This window comes from Blautia sp. MSK17_66, assembly GCF_020538025.1.
Classification (GTDB): Bacteria; Bacillota; Clostridia; order Lachnospirales; family Lachnospiraceae; genus Blautia_A.
The window spans coordinates 1-25,541 of the sequence record NZ_JAJBNQ010000021.1 but is presented as its reverse complement, the minus strand read 5'-3'; the positions used below and the strand labels follow the sequence as shown (position 1 = coordinate 25,541).

Annotated in this window: 20 protein-coding genes; 3 read left to right on the top strand and 17 right to left on the bottom strand. The window is 43.9% G+C overall.

Translation table 11 applies throughout. From position 1 onward, the window contains the following. Positions 1 to 12: 12 nt before the first annotated feature. The 5 genes from LIR34_RS11905 to LIR34_RS11885 form a co-directional block, all read right to left on the bottom strand. On the bottom strand, positions 13 to 909 hold the full coding sequence (locus tag LIR34_RS11905; RefSeq protein WP_173902907.1) for an aldo/keto reductase: 897 nt from the start codon (positions 907 to 909) through the stop codon (positions 13 to 15). A 21-nt stretch (positions 910 to 930) separates the two neighbouring features. Next, complete coding sequence (locus LIR34_RS11900) at positions 931 to 1,767, bottom strand: carbohydrate ABC transporter permease (RefSeq protein ID WP_202017312.1); 837 nt, start codon at positions 1,765 to 1,767, stop codon at positions 931 to 933. Positions 1,768 to 1,779: 12 nt separating this feature from the next. Then, positions 1,780 to 2,688 (bottom strand): carbohydrate ABC transporter permease, encoded by a 909-nt coding sequence (locus LIR34_RS11895; protein WP_202017314.1) that lies wholly within the window; start codon positions 2,686 to 2,688, stop codon positions 1,780 to 1,782. A gap of 106 nt (positions 2,689 to 2,794) precedes the next feature. After that, complete coding sequence (locus LIR34_RS11890; RefSeq protein ID WP_173902908.1) at positions 2,795 to 4,069, bottom strand: ABC transporter substrate-binding protein; 1,275 nt, start codon at positions 4,067 to 4,069, stop codon at positions 2,795 to 2,797. Positions 4,070 to 4,391: 322 nt separating this feature from the next. After that, entirely contained in the window at positions 4,392 to 5,408 is a 1,017-nt protein-coding gene (locus LIR34_RS11885) for a LacI family DNA-binding transcriptional regulator (protein ID WP_173902909.1), read from the bottom strand. Positions 5,409 to 5,741: 333 nt separating this feature from the next. On the opposite strand from LIR34_RS11885, the gene LIR34_RS11880 reads away from it, so the two are divergent. Then, complete coding sequence (locus LIR34_RS11880) at positions 5,742 to 6,281, top strand: nitroreductase family protein (protein ID WP_161285360.1); 540 nt, start codon at positions 5,742 to 5,744, stop codon at positions 6,279 to 6,281. A 201-nt stretch (positions 6,282 to 6,482) separates the two neighbouring features. Here the strand turns inward: LIR34_RS11880 and secA are convergent, their stop codons facing one another. Beyond that, entirely contained in the window at positions 6,483 to 9,059 is a 2,577-nt protein-coding gene (secA, locus tag LIR34_RS11875; protein WP_173902910.1) for a preprotein translocase subunit SecA, read from the bottom strand. A gap of 346 nt (positions 9,060 to 9,405) precedes the next feature. On the opposite strand from secA, the gene LIR34_RS11870 reads away from it, so the two are divergent. Beyond that, on the top strand, positions 9,406 to 9,774 hold the full coding sequence (locus tag LIR34_RS11870; protein WP_173902911.1) for a NusG domain II-containing protein: 369 nt from the start codon (positions 9,406 to 9,408) through the stop codon (positions 9,772 to 9,774). Positions 9,775 to 9,805: 31 nt separating this feature from the next. Next, complete coding sequence (locus LIR34_RS11865) at positions 9,806 to 10,291, top strand: Gx transporter family protein (RefSeq protein ID WP_173902912.1); 486 nt, start codon at positions 9,806 to 9,808, stop codon at positions 10,289 to 10,291. Between the two features lie 83 nt (positions 10,292 to 10,374). Here LIR34_RS11865 and LIR34_RS11860 read toward each other — a convergent pair whose 3' ends face one another. From LIR34_RS11860 to LIR34_RS11810, 11 genes are all read right to left on the bottom strand, one after another. Further along, a complete protein-coding gene (locus LIR34_RS11860) occupies positions 10,375 to 11,427 on the bottom strand; it encodes an FAD:protein FMN transferase (protein WP_173902913.1) in 1,053 nt (350 codons plus the stop codon). Then, a complete protein-coding gene (locus LIR34_RS11855) occupies positions 11,424 to 12,239 on the bottom strand; it encodes a 4Fe-4S binding protein (protein WP_173902914.1) in 816 nt (271 codons plus the stop codon). Before LIR34_RS11855 ends, LIR34_RS11860 begins: the two co-directional genes overlap by 4 nt. Further along, complete coding sequence (locus tag LIR34_RS11850; RefSeq protein WP_173902915.1) at positions 12,236 to 12,793, bottom strand: FMN-binding protein; 558 nt, start codon at positions 12,791 to 12,793, stop codon at positions 12,236 to 12,238. Before LIR34_RS11850 ends, LIR34_RS11855 begins: the two co-directional genes overlap by 4 nt. 37 nt (positions 12,794 to 12,830) lie before the next feature. Further along, a complete protein-coding gene (locus tag LIR34_RS11845; protein ID WP_173902916.1) occupies positions 12,831 to 14,618 on the bottom strand; it encodes an FMN-binding protein in 1,788 nt (595 codons plus the stop codon). 83 nt (positions 14,619 to 14,701) lie between these two features. After that, entirely contained in the window at positions 14,702 to 18,430 is a 3,729-nt protein-coding gene (locus tag LIR34_RS11840; protein WP_173902917.1) for a penicillin-binding Tp47 domain C-containing protein, read from the bottom strand. Positions 18,431 to 18,833: 403 nt separating this feature from the next. Further along, the gene (locus tag LIR34_RS11835) at positions 18,834 to 20,393 is read right to left on the bottom strand and encodes an inositol monophosphatase family protein (protein WP_173902918.1); all 1,560 of its coding nucleotides are present in this window, start codon (positions 20,391 to 20,393) and stop codon (positions 18,834 to 18,836) included. Between the two features lie 204 nt (positions 20,394 to 20,597). Continuing rightward, positions 20,598 to 21,419 (bottom strand): DNA-3-methyladenine glycosylase family protein, encoded by an 822-nt coding sequence (locus tag LIR34_RS11830; protein WP_173902919.1) that lies wholly within the window; start codon positions 21,417 to 21,419, stop codon positions 20,598 to 20,600. 18 nt (positions 21,420 to 21,437) lie between these two features. Further along, a complete protein-coding gene (locus LIR34_RS11825; RefSeq protein WP_161285519.1) occupies positions 21,438 to 21,617 on the bottom strand; it encodes a DUF6472 family protein in 180 nt (59 codons plus the stop codon). Positions 21,618 to 21,630: 13 nt separating this feature from the next. Then, the gene (gene rfbF, locus LIR34_RS11820) at positions 21,631 to 22,407 is read right to left on the bottom strand and encodes a glucose-1-phosphate cytidylyltransferase (protein ID WP_173902920.1); all 777 of its coding nucleotides are present in this window, start codon (positions 22,405 to 22,407) and stop codon (positions 21,631 to 21,633) included. Between the two features lie 269 nt (positions 22,408 to 22,676). Further along, the gene (locus LIR34_RS11815) at positions 22,677 to 24,074 is read right to left on the bottom strand and encodes a radical SAM protein (RefSeq protein WP_173902921.1); all 1,398 of its coding nucleotides are present in this window, start codon (positions 24,072 to 24,074) and stop codon (positions 22,677 to 22,679) included. A gap of 218 nt (positions 24,075 to 24,292) precedes the next feature. Next, positions 24,293 to 25,381, bottom strand: coding sequence for a class II aldolase/adducin family protein (locus LIR34_RS11810; protein WP_173902922.1), 1,089 nt, complete (start codon positions 25,379 to 25,381; stop codon positions 24,293 to 24,295). Between the last annotated feature and the right edge of the window lie 160 nt (positions 25,382 to 25,541).

Below are 25,541 nucleotides of genomic sequence, written 5' to 3'. Positions count from 1 at the left end.
AGCTGTTTTTCATCACGGTACGGCATATCCTCTGGATGCTTCCAGAATCTGATACCATTCATCATAAGAAAGTTCCAGTTCCGTCGCATCAACAGCTGTCTGAATTCTATCTGCATTCATAGTTCCTGTGATTGCCGCAATTCTGACCGGATGAACAAACAGCCATGCATAGATCACTGCATCCATCGTCGTCTTATGCTCTTCTGCGATCTTGGTAAGTACTGTGCGCAGACGTACAAACTTCTCATCTGTACTCTTAAACACATCACCACCTCCAAGCGGAGACCATGCCATCAGCGGAATTCTTCTGGTAAATGCATCATCTACCACTCCATTAAAGAAATTTTCCGTGTTTTTCACAGAAAGCTCCATCTGATTTGTCACAAGTGGAATATCCATATAACTCTGAAGCATGGTCAGCTGTGACGGCATGAAATTTGAAACACCTACGTTTAAAGCTTTTCCCTGCTTTACAACAGTCTCCAGTGCATCTGCTGTCTCTGACGGATCAGCCAGCGGATCCGGTCTGTGTATCAAAAGAAGATCCACATGATCTGTTCCCAGTTTTTCCAGAGATTCCTCCATTTCTTTCAGAATCTCTTCTTTTGTGCTGTTATAATAGATGGTCTTATTTCCATAATGTCCCGGACACACAATGCCGGCTTTTGTAATAATCTGCATCTTGTCTCGCAGTTCCGGACGTTTCCGAAGAATTGCATCGCCAAAGATTTTTTCACAGGTATAACCGCCATATACCGGTGCATGATCGATAGACGTCACACCCATATCCAGGCATTTTTCTACAAGATTCAAAAGCTCATTTTCAGTAAGATGGGAATCTGCGATCCTCATACATCCCATAACTACCTGTGATAATTCCAGATTTTCTGATAATTTGATTTTTTTCATAATGCTCACTCCTGATGTTTATTATTCTTTTACACCACCTGTGGTCAGACCTGCGATAATCTTTTTCTGGAAAATAAGTACCAGAATAATGAGCGGAACTGTTACTACAACAGTTGCAGCTGCAATGTCACCCCACGGAAGCTCATAATTACTTGGAAAAAGTGCAATACCAACCGGTACTGTCCTCATGTTGTCGTTTGTCATAAAAGTCAGTGCATACAGATACTCATTCCATGCATTGATAAAGACGATCAGTGCCACGGAAAAGGTTGCCGGCTTGATCAGCGGAAGCATGATCGTGAAGAAAATCTTTCCTCTGGAACATCCATCGATTGCTGCCGCCTCCTCAAATCCCTTTGGAAGCTGTGCAAAAAAGTTCGTCAGAAGCCAGATTGACAGCGGCAGGGCAAAAGTGATGTATGGAATGATCAGACCTGCATATGTATTAAGAAGTTTCAGGTTTTTCAGAAGAAGATAGATCGGGCTCAAGGTTGCGATTGTCGGAAACATGGAAATACTTAAAATTGCCATAAGCATGATCTTCTTTCCCTTAAAACGAAGCCTTGCAAGTGCATATGCTGCAGAAGCACCAATCAGAATGCTGAGTACAGTTGTGGACAGTGCCACAATAAAACTGTTCAGCAAATATCTTCCAAACGGGTGTTTCGTAAATACGTTTTTATAAAAATCCCAGTGAACTTTACTCGGAATCCATTTCGCCGGGATCGCGGAGATCTCTGACAATGGTTTAATTGAAGTCATAAACTGCCAGAAGAAAGGAAGTACAATGATTCCGACAAAAACCACCACAAAAACTGCAAATAAGATTTTTCCTGCTATACTCTTTGATTTCTGCAAAATGTCCACCTCCTACATCTCTGTCAGACGGTTTCCCATGAATTTCATATATATCATGCTGATCAGAAATACCACCGCAAAAATCAACACTGCCAGGGAAGAACCATATCCAAAATCAAGGAATTTCATCAGGTTATTATATGCATACACAGATACGCTCTCTGTTCCATTTGCACCGCCTGTCATAACCGAAATCAGGTCAAAGACACGAAAAGCATCCAGTGTACGGAACAGCATTGCTACAAGAACAGTCGTCTTAACATTTGGTAATGTTACATAGATAAAGCGCTGGAATACATTTGCGCCATCAATCTTGGCCGCCTCATAGAGATCATCCGGCACCATCTGTAGTCCTGCAAGAATCAGAAGCGCCATATATGGTGCTGTTTTCCAGATATCTGTAATAACCAGTGCCATAAAAGAACCACTTGAGGTGCTGAGCCATGCCTTATATCCGTCAATTACTCCAAGACGGCATAACACATCATTAAAAAGCCCATACTGATCATTATAGATAAATTTCCACATCATTGCAGAAACAGATGTCGGAATCGCCCAGGGAATCAGAATTGCAGCACGCACAAAACCTTTTGCTTTAAATCCCTGATTCATAATCATCGCAGAAACAAATCCAAGTATTGTCTCAAAGAATACTGTCACAACAGTAAATTTCAGTGTAAACACAAGTGCCGTCAATGCTCTGGAATCCTGAAAAATTTTTATATAATTTCCCAATCCGATAAATGGATATCCACTTGTCGGGTCAGTCAGGACCATCTCATGGAGACTCAGCCAGAATGTACGAAGTATCGGATAAACCGCCACGATTGCCAGAACAATAAGCGCCGGTGTCATCATGATCCAGGCATCTCTGGATTCTGTTTTTTCCAATGAACCACGTCCCTTTTTCATTGTGCTCATTTCTCTCCCTTCTGCATACAGTCTTTCCGATCTTCTGTCGGTTTCTGACTGTTGTAATTACTGTCCGAATCCGTTTTCAGATCCGGACAGTGTTCTCATAGTTCCATTATTTTGCAAGCTCTTCCAATTCTCCCTGAAGTGTATCAAGTGCATCTTTGACTTCCATCTCGCCCGTGAGTGCCTGATGAACATTTCTCTGAATCGCATCGGAAACTTTTGCATATTTCGGTGTCTGTGGTCTAGATTTTCCTGTTGCAATAATATCTGCAAAATCAGAGTAGAATGGGATTGCTTCCAGAATGTCAGCATCCTCATATACGGATTTTACAACTGGCGGCTGAGAAGAAATCAGAGTCATTTCTTTCTGTGTATCTGCACTTGCCATGTAAGAAATAAAATCAGCAGCAGCTTCTTTATGTGCATCGTCAACGTTGTTATTGATCACGAGATCCAGTCCTCCAAGGCAGGTATGAGACTCTTCACCGCTTGGTCCTACCGGAAGAGTTGTTGCCCCAATCTTACCTGTTACTTTTGACCCCTCATCCTGTCCGCTTGACCAGAATCCTGACCAGTCACGGATAAAGAGACATTTACCTTCTTTAAATACCTGTTCACTTTCTGTCTCTGTATATGTAGTAATTCCACTTGGTGAGTAATTATCTACAAGTTTTTTCATAATCTCTGTAGCTTCGACATTGTTTTTAGAATTCACAACAGGAGTTCCGTTCTCGTCCAGAATATCTCCACCATTGCCCCATACGTATTCCACCCAGTTACATACAAGAGATTCGGACTGTGCTGCCTGGAAATCAGCTCCATATTCTACGCCATTCACACCTTTAGCCTTATCTGCCAGTTCCATCCAGCCTTCCCAGGTATCCGGAACTTCTGCTCCCAATTCCTCAAGGACATCAGTACGATAGAAAAGAACACTGGAATTTGTAAACCATGGCATTGCCACGAGTTTTCCATCAATCGTTGCACCTTCAACCGGTCCGGTAAGCATTCCTTCTGTCAGGGAAGGATCTACCAGATCTGTAAGATCTGCCAGCCATCCTGCAGAACCAAATTCACTGATATAGGTTACATCAAGACCCATAACATCTACGCTTGTATCTCCGGAAGCAAGTTTGTTTACAAAGTCATCATGAACTGTGTTTGCATCCTGCGGAAGAATAACAGTCTGTACCTCTACTTTGTCCTGACTTTCGTTGTAGGCATCTACCATCTTCTGGGTTGCCTCACCAACACCCTGATCAAATGAGAATGAAATAGTTACTTTGTCATCGGCTTTTACAGCTAATGGTGCTGCAAAAACAGATGCTGTCATTGCTCCTGCTGACATAAGTGCTGCTGCTTTTTTCCACTGTTTTGTTTTCATGTTGTTTCCTCCTTCATGAATGAAAATATATGTTATTATTTTTATAAATCTCTGATTTCAGACAGATATTCACAATCTGCTTCGCTGCTTATTGCTTTCCGCCATTGAAGCTGAGGCCTACTTGATTCGGTTGAAATAGTGCAGAAAGGATTACGGATTCTTAGGAAAACGTTTACATCTATTTGTAAAAAAATTTTTTCTTATCTCGTTATAATTACTAATATTTGTATATTTTCTGTAAGACGTGCATAATCATAGAGGAAAACGCTTTCCTTTCATTTCAAAAGCAAGAGCTGTTTCTTACAGCTCCTCTTTTCTGTATTCAGTTCAGACTCTTGGTTGTACTCCTTCGGATGATTTTATGAGGTACATATTCCTTCATTGCAACTTCGGTACTGCCATCCCTCAACTGCTGGAGCATCTCTGCAGCCTTGACACCCTCCTCATAATAAGAAATTCTTACTGTCGAAAGTTCAGGCTTGATATAAGTTGCAAACTCAGAATCGTCAAATCCCATAATGGAAATATCATCCGGGATCTTCACTCTCATATTGTCAAGATACTGGATCGCTCCTACCGCGATCACATCGCTTCCTGTGACAACTGCTGTCGGGAGTTTGCTGTTCTCCTCATAGAGTTTCTTCATTCCCTGATAACCGGCTTCAAAATCAAAATCTCCCTGAACAATATAGGAATCCTTCACTCCGATTCCAGCTTCTTCCAGTGCTTTCTTATAGCCAATGACACGTTTCTTACCAGATGAGAAGTCATTCTTAGGACCACCAAGATATGCGATCCGCTCATGACCATTATCCAGAAGGAATTTTACTGCATCATACATTGCCTCCACATTATTGTGAATTACGGTATGCACAGCTTCCTCATCTTCTGAGGCCTCCTGTGTCACCAGTACTACCGGATAATTTCGCTTACGCATACTCTCTACCAGAGTGTGGTTTACATCGACTCCGGCAAAAAGCAGTCCTTCAATCTGCTTCTCCTCCAGAATTCCCAGAAGTTTCAGTTCCTTCTCAATTTCACCCTGTGATTCACAGAGAACAACTGTATAGCCTTCTTTTGCAAAAACACTGTTGATTCCCTTGGTAAGCTTTCCAAAAACTGCATTGGAAATATCCGGAACAATAATTCCGATCGTATTGGTCTTCTTCGTGATCAATCCCTGTGCAAGGCTGTTTGGTTTGAAATGATTCTTCTCGATCACTTCGTAGACTCTGTCGCGAAGTTCTGCACTTACCGGCTTCGTCTTATTGATCACCCTGGATACAGTTGCAATCGATACACCGGCTTCCCGGGCAATATCTTCTATCGTAACTGCCATTCTCAATCTCCTTGCTGCTTTGTTAGGAAAAGGTTTTCCTTACATATGTTATATTATCACTCTCTTAAGTGGACGTCAATCGATTTTCTGAAAAAAGAATAACTTTGTATAGATTCGATAAGTTATTCTGTCCGTTTTTGTGGATTCTGCATATATCATCTTTTCATTGAATCAGATTTACTACTATGTTAAAATGACGTTGTAGAAAATAAGCGGATATTCGCAATCCGCTTCGCTACGTACTCATAACCGAATCACGGCTCATTGCTTTTCCTTTTTTAAGCAGCGTACTTGCCTGATTCGATTAATATCACATCAGAGGAGGACTTTATTATGGAATTTCAGAAATTGATAGAAACCAGAAGAACAATCCGCAAATACGCTGCTGACAGCGAAGTGACCCGGGAGCAGATGGAAGCTCTGATCCGTGCAGCGCAGGAGGCTCCATCCTGGAAAAACTCAGAGACAGGCCGTTACTACTGCGTTCTATCCAGAGAAATGGTTGACAAGATCCGTACATCCTGCCTTCCGGGTGCGAGAAATGCAGAGAAATCCGAAAACGCTGCACTGATTGTGACAACCTTCGTACATGACCGTGCCGGTTTCCAGAAGGATGGCACTGCCGACAATGAACTTGGCAATGGATGGGGATGTTATGACCTCGGTCTTCAGAACGAAAACCTGATCCTCAAGGCTGCAGATATGGGACTCTCTACTCTGATCATGGGACTTCGTGAAGCAGATAAACTCCGCGAGATTCTTGACATTCCGGATACAGAAACTATCGTAGCTGTTATCGCAGTGGGTAAAGCAGATGAATCGCCAAACCGTCCGCCGCGTAAAGAATTGGACGAGATCGCCAGATTTTTTTAAATCATAACTCCTGACCAAAGTCACGAGTCTTGATCGTGCAATTTAATAAAATACGCAGAAGAGCTGCACATCTTCCGGAAAACCGGTGATGTGCAGCTCTTCTATTGTACCTGTTCACTGAAGGATACTGCCAGTGAACAGGTATCTTTTATTCTCTGCTTGTAACTGTTCAGTACCTTCTGAATAGTTACCTCTGCTTTCTTATGCTTTCATTAATTTACGTCCGCAGCACTGTTTGTATTTCTTGCCGCTTCCGCACGGGCATGGATCGTTTGGATAAACTTTCTCTTCTTTACGCTGAACCGGTGCTCTGCCTGCAGAATCATCCTTGTTGGTTCCTGTAACCTTGGCAACCTGCTCACGCTCTGCCTTCTGTTCTACATGTACATGATACAGCATACGGACAGTATCTTCCTGGATCGCGCTGATCATGTTATTAAACATCTCATACGCACTCATCTTGTATTCTACAACCGGATCTCTCTGTCCATATCCTACAAGGCCGATACCCTGTCGCAGGATTTCCATATCATCAATGTGATCCATCCACTTACTGTCGATACACTTCAGAAGCACAACACGCTCCAGTTCACGAAGCTGCTCTGCTTCCGGGAACTCTGCTTCTTTGTCTTCATAAAGCTTGACAGCCTTTTCCTTGATCTCGTGTTTGATCTCGTCTTTCTTTTTGCCCTTGACATCCTCTTTTGTCAGTGCCTTGATCGGAATGACAGGAAGAAGTGTGGTATTGAACTCATCCAGATCCCACTCTTCAGAATCCACATCGTCTGAGAAACACATATCTACCGTGCTGTCTACAATGTCTGTGATCATCTTGTAGATAGAATCACGCATATTCTCTCCGTCAAGTACCTGACGACGCTCTGCATAAATAATCTCACGCTGTTCGTTGTTTACCTGGTCATAATCAAGAAGGTTTTTACGAATACCGAAGTTGTTGAACTCAATCTTCTCCTGTGCTTTCTGGATCGCGTTGGAGAGCATCTTGTGCTCGATCTGCTCATTCTCAGCAACGCCGAGGGAAGTAAATACCTTCATCAGACGCTCAGAACCGAACAGACGCATCAGATCATCCTCAAGAGAGATGTAGAAACGGGATTCACCCGGATCTCCCTGACGACCAGAACGTCCACGGAGCTGGTTATCAATACGTCTGGATTCATGACGCTCTGTACCGATGATCTTGAGACCGCCGGCTTCTCTTGCCACATCATCCAGCTTAATATCCGTACCACGGCCTGCCATGTTGGTTGCGATGGTAACTGCACCGGACTGACCTGCCTGTGCAACAATCTCTGCCTCAAGTTCATGGAACTTCGCATTCAGGACCTTGTGCGGGATTCCCTCACGGCGGAGCATCTTGCTGATAAGCTCAGAAGTTTCAATGGTAATGGTACCAACCAGTACCGGCTGTTTCTTTTCATATGCTTCTTTGACAGCCGCTACGACCGCATTGAATTTCTCTTTCTTGGTCATGTATACAGCATCTTCAAGGTCTTTACGCTGTACCGGTCTGTTGGTCGGGATCTCTACAACGTCCATTCCGTAAATATCACGGAACTCTTTCTCCTCTGTAAGTGCTGTACCGGTCATACCGCCCTTCTTGTCATATTTATTGAAGAAGTTCTGGAATGTGATGGTAGCAAGGGTCTTGCTCTCTCTCTTGACCTTAACATGTTCCTTTGCTTCAATCGCCTGATGAAGTCCGTCAGAATAACGACGGCCCGGCATGATACGTCCGGTAAACTCATCAACGATCAGAATCTCATCATCCTTAACTACGTAGTCCTGATCCTTATGCATCAGATTGTGTGCACGAAGTGCAAGAATGATATTGTGCTGGATCTCCAGGTTCTCCGGATCTGCCAGGTTCTCGATATTAAAGAATTTCTCAACCTTCTTGACACCCTGCTCGGTAAGGTTGACGATCTTGTCCTTCTCATTGACAACGAAGTCTCCGGTCTCGACAACTTCCTCACCCATGATGGCTGCCATCTTGGTCATCTCATGGCTGGCCTCACCACGCTCAAGCTGCTGAGCCAGAATATCGCATACTTCGTAAAGCTTGGTTGATTTGCCGCTCTGTCCGGAAATGATAAGAGGTGTACGTGCCTCGTCGATCAGGACGGAGTCGATCTCATCGATGATACAGTAGTGCAGATCTCGCTGTACAAGCTGTTCCTTGTAGATGACCATATTGTCACGAAGATAGTCAAATCCAAGTTCGTTATTTGTAATATAAGTGATGTCGCATCCGTATGCAGCACGGCGCTCTTCCGGCTTCATATCATTAAGAACAACACCTACAGTCAGTCCGAGGAACTCATGGACTTTACCCATCCACTCAGCATCTCGTTTTGCCAGGTAATCGTTGACGGTTACGATATGGACACCCTTGCCCTCAAGGGCATTTAAGTATGCAGGAAGCGTGGACACGAGAGTCTTACCTTCACCTGTCTTCATCTCAGCAATACGTCCCTGATGGAGAATGATACCACCGATGATCTGTACACGATAATGTTCCATGCCGAGAACTCGCTTTGCACCTTCACGTACAACTGCAAAAGCCTCTGGAAGAAGATCATCCAGTGTTGCTCCCTCATCCAGACGTTTACGGAATTCTCTGGTCTTGTCTCTCAGCTGTTCATCTGTTAATTTCTGCATCTCCGGACGAAGTGCTTCTGTTTTCTCTACGAGCGGCATGATTCGTTTTACTTCATGCTCACTTCTTGTTCCAAACACTTTTGAAAAAATATTCATATATCTGCTCCTGTTTCTGTTTTTCTTTTCAATTCCTGCGGATCTCTCCACACCCACTAACTCCTGTCTGCTGCTTCATGGCTGCATGACAGTCACATGTCACCCTTTACTTCATTCACGGTAACATCACATCTATTTTATTTTAACACTTTCGCATAGGGAAAACAATGAATTTTTATTAAACAAACTGTGTCCTATGTCTGATCTCAGTATATTTATAATTTTGACAAAGCAGTTTTGTTCGTTAATACTAACTTTTTCTTGTCATTGCTGAGTGGATATGCTATGATTGATTTTATATGAGAATCAGAAAATAACTCTTCTCAAGAAACAGAGGTACTGGTATTTGAAGAAAAAAGAACTGACATTTATCATTGGCATCATAGTCTTTGCCCTGCTTCTCTGGGGTGGAATGTATCTTGTTCGGCGTGGACATTACGGTTCGATCCGGATCACGATAAACGGCGAAGAATACGGCATATACTCTCTTGCAAAGGATCAGGTGATCTCCATCGGCGATACCAATGTATGTGAAATAAAAAATGGCGAGGTCAAAATGATCGAAGCAGACTGTCCAGATCATCTCTGCCTGAAACAGAGAGCTGTTGACAGCACCGGCGGAACAATCGTCTGCCTGCCAAATAAAATTGTGATCGAAGGAATAAAAGGCACCTCTTCCGACGAGGCTTCACCGGAATTCGATACTGTTGTCTGACTTTTATTCTATATTTACAAAGGAAAATATTATGAACCAGAAAAAAATTGCCAATCTCGGACTGTTTGCCGCAGTTGCCATCATCTTTGGCTATGTGGAATCGCTAATCCCGTTTTTTGCGGGAATCCCGGGGATGAAGCTTGGACTTGCAAACCTTGCGGTACTTTTTATCCTTGAGAAATATACGTGGAAGGAAGCTGCACTTGTATCCGCAGTGAGGATCATTGTGATCGGATTTATGTTCGGAAATCTGTTCAGCATCCTCTACAGCCTTGCCGGGGCTGCACTCAGCCTTACAGTTATGACTTTCATGAAGAAAAAATCCGGCTTCAGCATCCTTGGGATAAGCGTTGCCGGTGGTGTTTCACACAACATAGGACAGCTTATCATTGCAGGCCTGATCACGATGACTTCCGGGCTGATCTACTATGCACCGGCGTTGTTGATATCCGGAGTGATCACCGGACTTCTTATTGGCACACTTACCGGCGAAGTATTAAAACGTATTAGATTTTAGAGCAAATAAAAACCTGTAAGAACTTATAAGTCTGACATAGTTATCCGTTTATAAGTTCATTACAGGTTTTTATTTCGCATATTTTATTTAGTCGTATTGACTGTATAGGTATTCTTCATCAGTTCAAATCGGTCTTTCATCCCATCAGTAAGATAAATATTTTTATCTTCATCCACAAACATCGCATCAGCATCATATTTCTCCAGCAGTTCCATTGCATCATCCATTCCAAGCACGAAGCATGCAGTAGAGAGTCCGTCTGCCAGAAGTCCATTGTCGCAGACGATTGTCACGGAATCTAAGCCATTCCATACCGGGTAGCCTGTTTTCGGATCCAGGATGTGGTGGTAGCGTTTGCCGTCTTCCATGAAATATTTTTCGTAATCACCTGATGTAGAAAGGAACTCTCCACCTTCGATCGTAATCGCACCAAGGTACTCTCCTTCTGTATCTCTGGGATCGGTCACTGCCACCTTCCACGGAGAATCATCCGGTTTCTGCCCGTACGCAAACACACTGCTGCCACCAAGATTCAGAATCATTCCTTCTACTTCTTTCTGATCTTTTAGAAACTCTGAGATCACATCACAGCCGATTCCCTTACCAACTGCACCCAGATCCAGGGTCGTATCTTTGGCCAGAGTTACTTTATTTCCGTCCAGAGTCACCTTCTGATAGCCGACATCCTTAAGAAGCGCATCAAGCTCTGATGCTTCCGGCACATGAGGATCCTCGCCGTCGATGTTCCAGAGCCGTATCACCTTACCGAGCGTCGGGTCAAATGCGCCGTCGGAATCACCGGCAAGCTGCTCGATCTTTGCAAGATAACCGGCAAGCTCATCGGAAACCTCTGTCGTCTCACCTGCAGCTGCATTCAGCTTCGAAATCTGGGAATCCTCGTCTGTCCAGGACAAAAGGCCGCTCTCAATCTCACGAAGCTTGTTTCCAATCTCCGTGTTCAGATCATCTCCCGTTGTGTACAGTGTCTCTGAGACTACGGTATCCATCGCAAAATCTGTATTTGTATATTTCTCCGCGTCCTTCGCCAGAACCGGTACTGCTCCTGTAAGCGTACCACAAAGCACTGCACCTGTCAGTGCACAGGCAATTTTTTTGTAAAAATTATGATTTCTCATTTACCTTCTCCTCTTATAGATGAAACTGCTTCCGCTTCCTTTTGCTCCACTTCCTGCCCAATCTGGATATTCTTGCGCGGGCAGGTTGCCTCACACGCGTGACAGCAGATGCATTCACCGGAAAGAAGGGTATCGCCGTCAATATCAAGATGTGCCGGACAGCGTTTCCTGCAGAGTCCGCATTTTGCCGGGCATTTGGAACGGTCTCTCTTGAACAGTGCAGACGGCAGGATCGGCATCATCGCAAAGACTGCCCCCATCGGACACAGGAACTGGCAGAAAAAACGCTCCTGCGTACACATACCAATCAGGATCAGCACAAGCAGAATGATTCCGATCTTGTAGGAAGCATTCGGAAGTTTCTGTGCTGTCAGCATGGAAAACACATCCCATGGACTCATTCCCTGAAGGTTCGAATACCAGCCAGCCAGAATAGAAAGCAGAAGAAATGCCAGAAGAAGGTATTTCACTTTCTGCAGATAACGAACCACTTTTTCCGGATATCCATGTCTGCCTTTTTTATGAAAGACTTTCTGCCTGATAAATACTGTCAGCTCATACATGGCATCCCCCAGTGAACCAAATGCACACGCATATCCACAAAAATGCCGTCCAAACAGCACTGTGAGCAGAAGCAGGGCACCTGTAACATCAAGGAAAGAATTCCATGTCACCGGCTGACCGGCCGCAATTGCCTGAAAAATGGACTTCACTCCTGCAAATGCAGTGGAAAAAAGAGCCGGTGCCACGATGAAAAAGATAAGCTGTATAACAGCCCGGATCAATCGGACCTTTCTCTGCCTTTTTTTCATGCGTTTTCCGCCTTTCCTAATGCATCCACAACTGCATTAATGATTCCGGTAGAGCTGAAGGTTGCTCCGGATACAGTATCAACATCTGTGCTCTGTGCGGAAATAATAGAACTGATCACGCCTTCGCCCTGTGAGAGATACGCAGCATCCTCTCCTGGAGCACTTGTTACCTGTATATCTGTGATCTCATCACCGGAAAGTGTAACCTGAACCTGGATTGTTCCACCAAATCCCTGTGCCTCACCTGTGTAGGTTCCGTCCTTGTATACACCTTCTCCGGAAGCTGCTGCATCGCTGCTGCCCGTCTCATTATCTGTTTCTGTTTTCTGTGAAGCGTTGTCCGCTGCCGCTCTGGCCTCTTCCTGTGCTTTTGCTGCATCTTCAAGGGCAGTCAGCATTTCTTTCTGCTGTTCCTCCAATGCACTTACACGGTCAGTCAGCTCTGTGATCTGCAGTGCCTGTGTGTCATTTTTCTGCATAAAATTATATCCCAGAACTGCACCGATGATCAGAATAAGGCACAAAAGCCTCATATAAAAACTATGGTATTTCATTCTCTCGTTACTCCTGTTGTTTTATTATAAGTATAACCTAATTCTGTGCCTGGTTCAATGCATTCTGAAATGCCTGAATGATACCCTGCGAGGAAAAGGTTGCTCCGGATACAGCATCCAGACTATCTGCTGACTGACTTCCCAGTACCTGATTATAAATGGAATTCCATGCTTCATCAAAATACTCTTCATCATCAAGTGTACTGTAAGAAGCTTCAACGATCTGACCGCCGGATATGGTTACGGTTACAGTCACACTTCCTGCTCCATAGTTTCCCTCGCCACTTCCGGTATAAGTTCCGTCTCTGTATCTTCCCGCCGGTTCTTCCGTTGGCTCTGGGGTTGGTGTTTCTGTTGGAACAGCTGTAGGTTCCGGTGTCGGAGTTGCTTCTGGTGTCGTTGTCGGTGCCGGGGTTGGTGTTACAGATATTTCCGGTGTGACTGTCGGTGTTGGTGTTTCCGTCGGAGTTTCTGTGATCTTTGCACTTGCCAGTGCCTGCTGTGCTCCGCCAAGAATCCCCTGTGAAGAATACGTTGCCCCGCTTACCATATCAATTCCATCTGCAGACTGTTTTTCCAGGATTGCAGGCTGTAACGTCTTCCATGCCTTTTTGAAGAACGATGCGGTGTCTGTATTTGTATTTGTCACCTCGGTGATCCTGCCATCCCTGATCGTTACGGTAATGATAACAAAACCGGAATATCCTCTCGCTCTTCCTGAATACGTTCCATCCCGATACTCGGAAACCGGTGTGTCCGGAGTATCAGGTGACGCAGTCGGTTTCGGCGTCACTGCAGGCGTGGCCGTTGGCTTCACAGTCGGTCTGGCAGTTGTCTCTGCTTTCGCCAGTGCTTTCTGAGCAGCTTCCAGAATACCATTAGAAGAGAAGGTTGCTCCACTGACAGTATCTACGCCATATACGCCCTGTTTCTTAAGAATTGCAGGCTGGATTTTTGACCATGCCTTGCTGAAATATTCTCTGGTATCCGTGTTTGTATTTGTCATTTTTGTAATTTTTCCATTTTTGATGGTAATTGTTACTTTTACCGGACCATCAAAACCTTCTGCTTCCGCCGTGTAGGTTCCGTCCTTATAAGTCGTATTTGCAGCCGGTTTCGGAATGGCCGTTGGCTTCACGGTCGGTCTGGCCGTCGGAGTCGGCGTTGTACTTACTGCTGCACTGTCATTTCCTGCTTTTGACAGAGCATTCTGCACTGCCTGGATGATTCCGTTAGAGGAATATGTAGCTCCGCTGACAGCATCTACATTTGGCGTCTGCCCGGAGATCATCCTGTCGATCACGCCCTGTGCAGATGCGAAATACGATGGTGTTTCACCAGAAGCACTCAATATATCAATAGAAGTAATCTTTCCACCGGAGATCGTTACCTGAACAGTGATCGTCCCACCAAATCCGGTTCCACTTCCCTGATAGGTTCCGTCTTTGTATCCGCCTGCCGGAACAGATGTAGTCGGTGTAGAGGTGCTTCCCTGTCCTGCAGCTGATGTTTTTTGCGACTCATCAGGAAGTGTTTTGGCTGTTCCCTTCTTGATCCCGCCTTTCTTGGCCTTTTTGGAAGAAGAGCTGGCTGCTTTTGATGAAGAAGTTCCATCAGAAAAGTCATCATAGGAATAGGCGGTCGTAAGTAATCCCGACAGTTCCTCTGCATCTTTGACATCTGCACTTTCTGACTGTACTTTCTGAGATATCCCGGCTTTACCCTGAACACCGGTCACCGTAACTGCTGCAATCACTGCGGCCGCCGGAAGAAGTTTGATATAATTTTTTCTGTCCGGAAAATTCTTTTTATCCTGTTTTTTCATAATGTCTCCTGCATATCTGTAAACATACAAAAGCAGGGGCTGTTAAAAAACGCCCCCGTCTTTTGTAATGGTTCTATAACTTTTTATTTTACAGTTACTTTAAATTTCGCTGTCATACCGCTGCACTTAACTGTAATCACTGCGGTTCCTTTCTTAACGCCTTTTACAACGCCTTTGGAAGTTACAGTTGCAACCTTTTTGTCGCTGCTTGTATAAGTAACTTTTCCGCTCGGAACTGCACTTACTTTAATGGTAGTTGTCTTACCTTTTTTGATGGTTGCTGCTGCTTTTGCAAGCTTCAGAGATGCATTTTTAACTTTAAGTGTTACTGCTTTCTTGTATTTTCCAACCTGTACTGTGATCTTGACTGTTCCGGCTTTCTTTGCTGTTACAACACCCTTGGAGTTTACTGTCGCTACCTTTTTGTTGCTGCTTGTGAACTTCGCTGTTCCGGAAACACCTGTCTTAGTTACTGTGATCTTTGTGCTGGTCTGACCTTTGGTATAAATAGTTGTTTTTGCTGCTTTGGCTGCGATACCCGGATTCTTAACAGTTACTTTGCAGGTAATCTTTGCCTTTCCTGCTGTAGCTGTAATCACTGCTGTACCTGCTTTCTTTGCTGTTACAACACCTTTGGAACTTACAGTTGCAACATTCTTGTTGCTTGTTGCATATTTTACAGTTCCACCGATTGCAGATGTTGCTTTCAGTGTATAGGAAGCCGGTGTTCCTCCAACATAAACAGTAACTGCTGTTTTGTTGATGGACATTGCGTTCTTGACGGTTACTTTGTAAGTTGCTGTCTTTCCATTCAGAGTAGCAGTGATATTTGCTGTACCTGCTGCTTTTGCTGTCACAACACCCTTGGAGTCTACAACTGCAACCTTGGTATTGCTGGATTTCCATGTTACGGTTCCTGCCAGGTTTGTTGTTACTTTGAGAGTTGTGGATGTTTTATCCTGAGTATAAAGTGTTCCTGAAGCTGCATTGAGTTTAAACTCAGCTTTTACGAGGGAATCAATTGCTTCTCTGAGATGACCGATCTGCTCATTTACGCCATACTGTGTCTGCTCTGCGATATTCTCAAGCATCTCTTCGCATTCCTGAAGTTCATTCTGAATGCTCTCATAGTTTGCAGTCCAGCTTTCCGGTGTGTAATCACTCTCTTTAAGGGCCTTTGCTTCTTCAATGATGTTCTTCAGAGGAGTGGAATCTGCATCACCTGCCGGTTTTGCAATATTCTCTTCCGTTGCCTGGAACTGAATTGTGTAGTCCGCATATCCAAGTGCATATACTGTTAATGTCCAGTAGCCCGTTCCATCATATCCTTCCGGAAGCTGGCAGCGCTGAGATTCAGTAAGACCGAGCTGAATGCCATTGAATTTGTGCATCCAGTTGTCTGCAGCAAATTTTGTTCCATAAGACTGAATGGCATTTGCGTAGCTGCTGTCATTTCCATAGTATGTCCATTTAACAGCCTGCATTGCGCCACCGAGATCACCATAGTTTCCTGTAAGGTCAACTCTGAGGAATTCTCCATAAGAACCATTTCCTGGTTTTACAGTATAGGTTACTCCTTCTGCAGTCTTAAGAGCAGTATCTTTGATACCGGAATCACTTCCGTTTGCTCTTGCACTGAAGCTGAAGGTTCCGTCTTCATTTTTTGTAACAGTTTTCAGACCGTTTGTCTTTGCAGTAACATCTGCTGTCAGACTGTAAGACTGAAGATTTACTTCTCCGAATCCTCCTGTCAGTGTTCCATCATTCTCTACAACTGCATAAGTATTTTTGAATGCTTCATAATCAGATGTCTTTACTTTTACGGGAACATACTTCAGACCGGTTACTTTGTAATCTGTCATTTCATCTGTTGTACCATCCTCAAATGTAAGACTTCCACGATTATAAGTAGCTTTCTTACCATCTGTGAATACAACTGTGTTTCTGCCTTCCCAATGAGAAACTGTGTAAGAGCCCTTGCTTCCTTCAATCACTGCAACTGCCTGGAAGCTTCCTCTGTGAAGACCATGGTTGGTCGTTGCTCTTGTTACCGCATCAAATGCACCAAGATCCGTCTCACCTCTTCTGTCCTTTGCATCGGAAGAAGAAGCATCACCTGCTGCATAGACGCCTTCTGCTGCCCAGTACTGAGCCCAGGTAAGTCCTGCATATACATATTTATATTCTGCAGTCACATAGTCAAATGTAAGATCATCATATGCGCTGGAAGTTACAACGAATTTAGTTCCATTTGTTACTTCGATATCTGTAAGATCCAGTGTTCCGTCTTCTTTGACGATCACCTTCGCACCTCTTCCGGTAGCCTGATAGGTTTTATCGCCTACTGTTACAGCTGTAATTGTCTTGATATAAGCGCTCAGCTGTTCTTCTGTGGCACCCTCTACCGGTACCAGTTTATTATTTTCAGAATCATAAACTGCCGGTACCGCTGCTTCTTTCACACTGAAAGTTGCCTGAATTGGTGCATATTCACCATTTGTATCGCTGATGACCAGAGTGTGGGAGCCTGCTTCCAGTGTTCCGGTTGTGATCTTGCCGTCTGCATATACAACTTCTGTTCCATCAACCGCATATTTTGCTGCAAATCCCTCCGGAAGAGTTCCATCCAGAGTGACTGTTGCTTCTGTATCTGTTGTATGGATACCTGCAACCTTTGCTGTCACGCCAGTTTTGGTCAGAACTTTTTCATCGTTGACATCAAATGTGATAATACCCTTATCTGTATAATAGGTAACGCTGTCAATAGTTTTGCCCATCATGGATTTATAATGTTCAGATGAAGTCGGGCATCCATGAACACTTGTCGTAAATCCTGTGCACCATGCCAGCTCATAACCTCTCCAGATATTCTCCAAATGACGCATACCATACTCTGTACCGTCTGTTGTATTAACTGTTGCACCATAAATCTTATCCGTACTTGTATTGATCAGAGAAGAAAAGGGTTCATTATTGATATCCAGCTGATAGTCTCCATAACTGCTCTGTGTTTTCAGTTCCGCTGTTGCTTCAACTGTTTTCTCCTGTGCCCCCTTAACATCACTGAAGGTAAAGCTTCCATCTTCATTTACTGTCAGTTCTTTGTAATAACTCGGAACTTCTGACAGTACATAATAAGAGTAGGAAGCATTCTCGATCAGAGAATCTTTTCCTGTATAAGTATTGCTTGCTGTCTGTCCTCTGTTTGTGACTGTGATCGTTACGGAATCATCGTCTGTCACCTTTTTCTGATCCTTCAGAAGTGCAAGATCACTTACTTTAACAGGGAAGGTGACACCTGCCAGATTTGTTCCTTCTACATCTGTATGATAAGCTGAATTTCCATTCATCATACCTGCTGTTCTGGATTTGTTCAATGTAGCAGAGGTAAATGCATCGACTTTGACATCGTTATTCTTTAATTCTGCCTTGTAAAAATCATCATAAGGAATGTTCATAAGAACATATGCTTCCCCTTCTGTCTGCTCAGCACTCACCTGATCAGAAAACTCCTCATCAGAAGTCTCTGAAGTAAACAGTGCTTCTTCGTCCGATTCTGTTTCTTCTGCAGGCTCCTCTGCATCAGAAGCATTATCTTCTGTCACGTCTACATCCTCTACATCAGCCGGATCTTCTGTATCTACCTCTACATCAGCTTCTGATTCCTGTGTTTCCTCTGCTTCAACGGTATCTGCAACCACATCGCTGTCTGAGAAATCCGCCGCCATAGCTGCCGCCGGCATACTTGTCATTACCATAGCTGCACTGAGCACTACAGGAGCTACTTTTTTTAACAATTTCTGGTTTGCCATCTTCTTCCTCCTCCTTCTTTCCGTTAGCTATTTCTAACTATTATTTTATACCACAAACCCATAGTCCTGTCTATGCTTTGGTTAGATTTTTCTAACCATTAAATTGACTTTTTTTCTCATGTAAATGCTTATTGGTTGGTTTTTTTCATTTAAAGCAGAACAAAATACACCTGTTATATCAGGTGAACTTTCCCGATACAACAGGTGTACTTTCTATTTATTCGTAACTGTTCAATACCCTCACAGTTATATTTATTCGATTTTGTAACTGTTCAGTACCCTCACAGTTACGAGTCAAAATGCATTCCAAATCACCTTCGGTGATGGCATTTTGCCTTGTATGTCTCGGGATTTTGGCAAAAAACATGCCAAAACGCCTCGCGGGATACTACCTTCTGAATAGTTACTCGATTTTACTTTGCAGTCTCTTAAATGCTTCTCTGCTCTCTTTCCATGCCTTCGGTGTACCACCGATGATCGAGCAGCCTTCATGAAGCGTGATCGGACTTCCGTCGATCTGTGTGATCACACCTCCTGCCTCTTCCAGGATTACGGAGGCAGCCGCATAATCGTATGGCTGAAGCTTAAGTTCCAGGTAAACCGTATTGCTTCCGGATGCTGCACGACAGAGTCCCAGTGCTGCGGAACCACCGCAGCGGATAGAAAGACTGTTCTGGAACATCTCTTTCACCACGCGGAACAGCCAGTCTATACCGGCCTCATTATACCGTGCACAGCCAAATTCAACAATTCCCTCTGTCACGGATTTATCTGCGAGATAAATTCGTCTGCCATTAAGATAGCTTCCTTTACCACGGATTGCGACATACATTTCGTTAATATATGGATGATAGACAAAACCGGCGATCATCTTCTCCTTATGAGCCAGACCTACGGAGATGCAACTGTGATGATAATCAAACATAAAGTTTGTCGTGCCATCGATCGGATCTATGTAAAAGGTAAATTCACCTTCTGCCTCCGCACCCGCGTTGCCCTCCGTATCTTCCTCGCCAAAGAAAGCCGCCCCCGGCAGGATCTCACCGAAACCTCTGATCAGGAATCTCTGTATTTCCATATCATAGTCCGTGCAGAAATTTGCCAGTCCCTCTTTCTGGTGAACCATGGCATCCGACGGTCTTGCCTTGACCATTTTCTTTCCGGCATCGCGGATCAGGCGTTCAATCGCACGGTATCTTGCGTCCATTCGTTCCTTCGAATCTTCTTTGATCTCAGGTGTGGCATTTTCTCCCATTGCTTCCGATACAAAACAATCCATGGACGGATTCTCCTGCATTTCATATGTGCCGAAAGATTTCTGCTCCTCATCCGCGGATCTCCACGGCGTTACATCCCAGCCGCCAAACCTGCGGATCGCTCCCTCGATTTTTCGACGTGCACGGTCAAAGCCCCAGTACCAGATACCACCGAGGAGCCCGCCAACGGTATTAAAGAACAGATCTGTAAGCTGAAAGGTTCCAAGCTTGAAGAACAGCTGGCTGAACTCTATTCCAAGGGAAAACAGGAAACTGATCTTAAAGCTTAAAATCAGCACATCCTGAATACTTTTTTCTTTGAAATGCTCTTTCTCTTCTCCTGCCCAAAGCAGCAGAACCATAAAAGGCAGAAAGAGAACAAGATTCTCAAAATTCTCTGTATAAAGATTTCCATCATTATATAATCCCCAGATACCAAGCACATGATCGAGCGGATTTCCCCAGATGCTCCGGCACAAAATTGTCCGAAACAACATCATTCCAACATAAAATGCCAGAAAGAAATGCCGTCTGAACCAGGCACTTGTCTGGAAATTCCGGATCCATGCCCGAACCACCGGACCGGCTCCCTGCTTTCGTCCAAGCATATAAACACACATGACAAGTGCAGCCAGCAAAAGGGATGCACCTGCCGTCTGATAAAAAGCAGCCAGTATGTCTGCAAGGATTTTTACAACTATTTCCATAATATTTCATCTCCATTTATTCATACACAATAATTTGCGTTCAACCTGTATCTTTATTGCAATGCTTTTCTTGTCAGTTCATAACTGTTCAGTACCCTCACAGTTATGAGTCAAAATGCATTCCAAATCACCTTCGGTGATGGCATTTTGCCTTGTATGTCTCGGGATTTTGGCAAAAAACATACCAAAACGCCTCGCGGAATACTACCTTCTGAATCGTTGCGTCAGTTCATAATAAAAAATATACTGCTGCATGATGCCACGAAGTCCATGATATCGACGATTTGGAAATCCTCTTTTATAATGTTCATCCAGAACCTGGCGGATATGTGTATCAATTGGAAAGGCATCCATATGGTGAAGTGCAAACAGACAGATACAGTCGGCTACCTTTTCGCCTACCCCGCTGAGTTTCATAAGTTCCTGTTTTGCTCTTCGGTAATACCGCATATTGTAAAGTTTTTCCAGAGAAATTTCTTCCTTCAGAATGCTCTGCGTAGTTTCCACCAGATATCTGGCGCGATATCCCATTCCAAGTACACGAAGTTCCTCTTCTGTCGCAGTTCCCAGCTGCTGTGGAGTTGGAAAACTCCAGTATTCCATGCCATCCAAAGACACTTTCTTCTCACCGTACCGTTTACATAATCTGTCAATACATCCACGGATCCTGGTGATATTGTTCTGCTGCGAGATCAGAAATGTAATGATCATCTCCCAAAGATCCTGTCTGAGGATTCTAATCCCACTGCCACTCGCTGCCGCCGCACAGAGATAACGATCCCGCGGATTGATTTTTTCTATGTATCCCCCATAATCCGCATCCAGATCAAAATACGGGACCCAGTAACAGAGGAACTCCACGTCACTGCAATAAAAAGTTACGATCGTTCCTTCCTGTGTGAGCTTGAGATACTGGTCTCCCGCGATCAGTTCATATGTATTTTCTTCTGTCTCTCTCATTCGAAAACACTGTCCGGACTGACAGATTTCTTTCAGACTGAAATTATCCAATTCTACAGTAATCATTTTCGCTCCAATTCCTCTCTACATCTGATGTCGAACTACCTTATATTCATCACCGGAGCGATAATACGGACATTCCTTGTATTCCGTGCTGATAAAACGATAATATTCATCCTCATCCAGATTCACATCACAGAAATAGCTCTCACTCTCTTCATCATATGCATAATTTGCACAATAATCACAACTTGTTGCTTTCATCGTATCCTCTTTCCTATTCCCATATCTTCCATGGTGCTTTTCCACTCTGCCAGAGCTCTTCCAGGAGATTTTTTTCACGGAGCGTATCCATGCACTGCCAGAAACCTCTGTGACGGTATGCATTCAGCTGTCCTATACGTGCCGCTTCTGCCAGCGGATATTTCTCAAACACAGTATCATCTCCCTCAATCAAATCCATGATGGAAGGCTCCAGAACCATAAATCCTGCATTGATCCAGCCGCCATCCTCTTTTTTCTTCTCTTTAAAATTGGTGATCGTGCCATCATTTTCGATGTCAAGGATACCGAAACGACCTCCCGGCTGTGCCGCGGTGATCGTTGCCATCCTGCCATGAGAACGATGATATTTAAGAAGCTCCCGGATATTAATATCTGCCACGCCATCTCCATACGTCAGCATAAAAGTATCCCCATCGAGGTATTCCTTTACTCTCTTGATACGTCCTCCTGTCATAGTGTTCAGACCGGTATCCACCAGAGTCACCTTCCATGGCTCCAGGACATTATTATGTACGATCATCTTGTTTTCCTGTGTAAAATCAAAGGTAATATTACTGTTGTGAAGATAATAATCTGCAAACCATTCCTTGATCACATGCTGCTTATACCCACAGCAGATCACAAATTCATTAAAGCCATATGCCGAATACATTTTCATGATATGCCAGAGAATCGGCTTCTCTCCAATCTCGATCATCGGCTTCGGTTTCAGATGGCTCTCCTCACTGATACGGGTTCCAAAACCACCTGCTAAAATCACAACTTTCATATTTATTCTCCAATCCATTTCCTTTTATCTGTTTTCATATATGATCATTTTATTTTCTATTCTAATACAATCCCTGAAAAAAAGGAAGTGCTTATCGCTCATCAAAGAATGTGCCCGTATCTGTCCCACGAAGTGTTTTGGCATAAACATGGAAAGCACCTCCTCGCATCCTCGATCTAAGAGGATACAAAGAGGTGCTCTTTATATCGTTACTGTTCACTCCGTTCGCAGTAACTTGGTCAAAATGCATTCCAAATCACCTTTGGTGATCATTTTGCTTTTGCAGCTTTCTTTGCTTCTTTTGCTGCTTTGTCTTCTGCCCACAGTTTATCTGCCACCGGAGCCCATTCTTCTGCATAATGTACGCACTTGCTGCAGAGATGTTCTGGTGTCTCCTTGGACTGAAGATCTGTGGAATGTGCACCAGATTCTTTTACGATACGCTGCAGGATCTCCGGATTCTCCAGCATCGGACATGGACGGAGCATATTGTCATTAAACGGCTGGTTGTCATGGTAAGCCATGAACAGAGGCTGTTTCAGAATCTCAAGGATTGTATTCTCATGAATATTTCCATTGGAATAATGGATAAATACACAAGGCTCTGCGTCACCATTTGCATTGATATGGAAGTAGTTTCTTCCTCCTGCGATACATCCGCCTACAAATTCACCGTCATTCTGGAAATCCATGGTAAAAATTCCAGGGCCATGCTCCATATTACGGATCTCTCTTACACGGTTCTTCACATAAATTCTCTGTTCCGGATTCAGAAGCAGATCAACAGAAGCCGCATTTCCAACCGGCATATAGTGGAAATAGAGAGCATAACGACAGCCTTTTTCTACAAGCATATCGATAAATTCTTCGCTGGTAACACTCTTGTAGTTTGCACTTGTATAGCAGATAGAAGTACCAAACACAAGACCATGCTCTTTCAGCAGATCCATCGCATGCATAACTTTGCCATAGACACCTTCTCCACGGCGAAGGTCATTAACCTCTGGTTCTCCTTCTACGCTCAGTGCAAGATACAGGTTTCCGACCTCCTGCATCTGTTTGCAGAGTGCTTCATCGACAAGAGTACCATTGGTATATGCAAAGAATACACAGTCATTATGTTTCCTGCAAAGTTCAATGATATCTTTTTTTCTTACCATCGGTTCTCCACCGGTCATCATATAGAAATAAATACCAAGTTCTTTACCCTGTGTCACGATAGAATCCATATCGTCAAAAGAAAGATTCAGTTTATTGCCGTATTCTGCTGCCCAGCATCCTGTACAATGAAGATTACATGCACTGGTTGGATCCATCAGAATGATCCACGGAATATTACAGTTATGGATTTTTCTCATTTCACGGATTGTTTTGGTTCCATTATAGAAGGCTTCAAATCCAAGATTCATAAGCGTGGTTTTGAGCACATTCGGGTGAAGTTCTTTTACCATGGAAGTTATGTAACGGTTTAATGTATATTCCGGATTACAGGCAACCTTTCTGATATATTCCCAGTTCACATCTGTCTGCAGATCCTTCATGTTCTTTTCTGCAATATCAATAATCTTTTCATACGCCTCGTCAGGGTTTTTGTTTACCTGACCAAGTGCATAATCTACGACTCCTGAAAATACTTTCTTTGCTGCTGCATGTGTTATCTTATTCATTAGTATTTCCTCCTCTGTTCCATCTTCCTTATTACCTTATCTGTTTTTCAGATCTGTATTCCTCAAAATGGAAGAAAACCCTCAGGTGTTTGTTATTTTTTTATCATCTTCATTATATTCATCTGCAGCTTCCTTTTTCAATGGACAAAAAGAGGTCAGTGGTAAATAATTTCACCACTGACCTCTTTACCTGATTTCTCTATAAAAAATGATTGTCTTTATTTCTTGCTGCGGTATGCTTCTGCTTCCCAGTGTGTAATGAAATATGTAATGTCATCTGTCATCTGCAGTGCTCCGCCAAAGCTCTCTGCATATACTGCAAGTTTGATGGCATCTTTGACCAGGAGCTGTGCTTTTGCAGCTTTTCCCTTGTCATCTTCCATAATAAAGCCGCCAACGCCCTGTACCAAGATCAGTCTTGGCTCTTTATCATTCTCTGCCATAAATGCATCCAGTACTTTCTTAGCCTGCTCGATCTTTTCTACAAATAACGGATATGGTCCGCAATATACAATGTGATCCGGAGTAAATGGTTTCAGAAGCGGTGCTGCTGATGCTTTGTCCTTTACGAAATTGTCCATTTCTGCTGCCGGCACAACTTCTACAGCATGTCCCAGTAACTCGGAGAGCTGCTGTGCTGCCTGTTCTTTTTCAGGTGTGACAGCATCGCTCACATCAGCTGTTCTCTTTACCTGTTTCTCTAATTTATTGATAACACCGTCAAATAAAACGCCGATTTCCTCCACGGTATCTGCCGCAACAAAAATTCCGTGATTCTGAAGCAGAAGAACCTGAACATCTTTGCCGAATTCTTCTTTGTAAGCGTTCATTTTCTCGTAACAGATGCGTGCAAGTGTATATCCCGGTTTGCAGATATCGATCCAGAGAACATCTTTGCCCAGAAGTTCCTCGCAAAGCGCCTGTGCGCCCTTTCCGCAGGTCAGGCCGTTGACAAGAGTCGGGTGAACATGCAGTACATAAGTATAGGCAAATAAATTGTGGAGCAGTGCTTCTACGCTTGGACGTTTGGTCTTGTCATCGTCTGTCACCGCCGCCATGACATCAGCAAGGTATGCAGACTCACGTTCCACATCATTTGCCGGATATTCTGTTTTCATGATCTCATTCAGGCGCGCTCTGTCCATCTTGACAAAGCCTTCTGCCTTGATCGTGGCAAGCTGTGTGCCTGAACCCTTGACGTACAGTGTTGTCTCGTCCTTGACAGAAGTATTTCCCCCACCAGCCAGAACATAAGCCGGATTACTTCCATATGTATTGGACATTTTTACTAAAGTTGAAAGATCCATAATTGAAATTCCTCCCATTTTTATTATCTAGTTAGCAACCACCAGTTCAACTGGTGGTTTATCCCTGGCCCTCCAAAGGGCCATTGTTACTGCTCGCCCCAAAGAGCGGTATCGCAAGCACTTTTACTGGCCCGCTATAAAGCGGTACTACTGGAATCTT

What these genes read in the sequence shown, in the direction of transcription:
- LIR34_RS11850 (WP_173902915.1), bottom strand. Translation starts at nt 12,793, where the DNA reads ATGAAATACCATAGTTTTTATATGAGGCTTTTGTGCCTTATTCTGATC.
- LIR34_RS11830 (WP_173902919.1), bottom strand. Translation starts at nt 21,419, where the DNA reads ATGATTACTGTAGAATTGGATAATTTCAGTCTGAAAGAAATCTGTCAG.
- LIR34_RS11895 (WP_202017314.1), bottom strand. Translation starts at nt 2,688, where the DNA reads ATGAGCACAATGAAAAAGGGACGTGGTTCATTGGAAAAAACAGAATCC.
- LIR34_RS11825 (WP_161285519.1), bottom strand. Translation starts at nt 21,617, where the DNA reads ATGAAAGCAACAAGTTGTGATTATTGTGCAAATTATGCATATGATGAA.
- LIR34_RS11890 (WP_173902908.1), bottom strand. Translation starts at nt 4,069, where the DNA reads ATGAAAACAAAACAGTGGAAAAAAGCAGCAGCACTTATGTCAGCAGGA.
- LIR34_RS11860 (WP_173902913.1), bottom strand. Translation starts at nt 11,427, where the DNA reads ATGAGAAATCATAATTTTTACAAAAAAATTGCCTGTGCACTGACAGGT.
- rfbF (WP_173902920.1), bottom strand. Translation starts at nt 22,407, where the DNA reads ATGAAAGTTGTGATTTTAGCAGGTGGTTTTGGAACCCGTATCAGTGAG.
- LIR34_RS11905 (WP_173902907.1), bottom strand. Translation starts at nt 909, where the DNA reads ATGAAAAAAATCAAATTATCAGAAAATCTGGAATTATCACAGGTAGTT.
- LIR34_RS11880 (WP_161285360.1), top strand. Translation starts at nt 5,742, where the DNA reads ATGGAATTTCAGAAATTGATAGAAACCAGAAGAACAATCCGCAAATAC.
- LIR34_RS11855 (WP_173902914.1), bottom strand. Translation starts at nt 12,239, where the DNA reads ATGAAAAAAAGGCAGAGAAAGGTCCGATTGATCCGGGCTGTTATACAG.
- LIR34_RS11835 (WP_173902918.1), bottom strand. Translation starts at nt 20,393, where the DNA reads ATGGAAATAGTTGTAAAAATCCTTGCAGACATACTGGCTGCTTTTTAT.
- LIR34_RS11885 (WP_173902909.1), bottom strand. Translation starts at nt 5,408, where the DNA reads ATGGCAGTTACGATAGAAGATATTGCCCGGGAAGCCGGTGTATCGATT.
- secA (WP_173902910.1), bottom strand. Translation starts at nt 9,059, where the DNA reads ATGAATATTTTTTCAAAAGTGTTTGGAACAAGAAGTGAGCATGAAGTA.
- LIR34_RS11845 (WP_173902916.1), bottom strand. Translation starts at nt 14,618, where the DNA reads ATGAAAAAACAGGATAAAAAGAATTTTCCGGACAGAAAAAATTATATC.
- LIR34_RS11865 (WP_173902912.1), top strand. Translation starts at nt 9,806, where the DNA reads ATGAACCAGAAAAAAATTGCCAATCTCGGACTGTTTGCCGCAGTTGCC.
- LIR34_RS11815 (WP_173902921.1), bottom strand. Translation starts at nt 24,074, where the DNA reads ATGAATAAGATAACACATGCAGCAGCAAAGAAAGTATTTTCAGGAGTC.
- LIR34_RS11810 (WP_173902922.1), bottom strand. Translation starts at nt 25,381, where the DNA reads ATGGATCTTTCAACTTTAGTAAAAATGTCCAATACATATGGAAGTAAT.
- LIR34_RS11840 (WP_173902917.1), bottom strand. Translation starts at nt 18,430, where the DNA reads ATGGCAAACCAGAAATTGTTAAAAAAAGTAGCTCCTGTAGTGCTCAGT.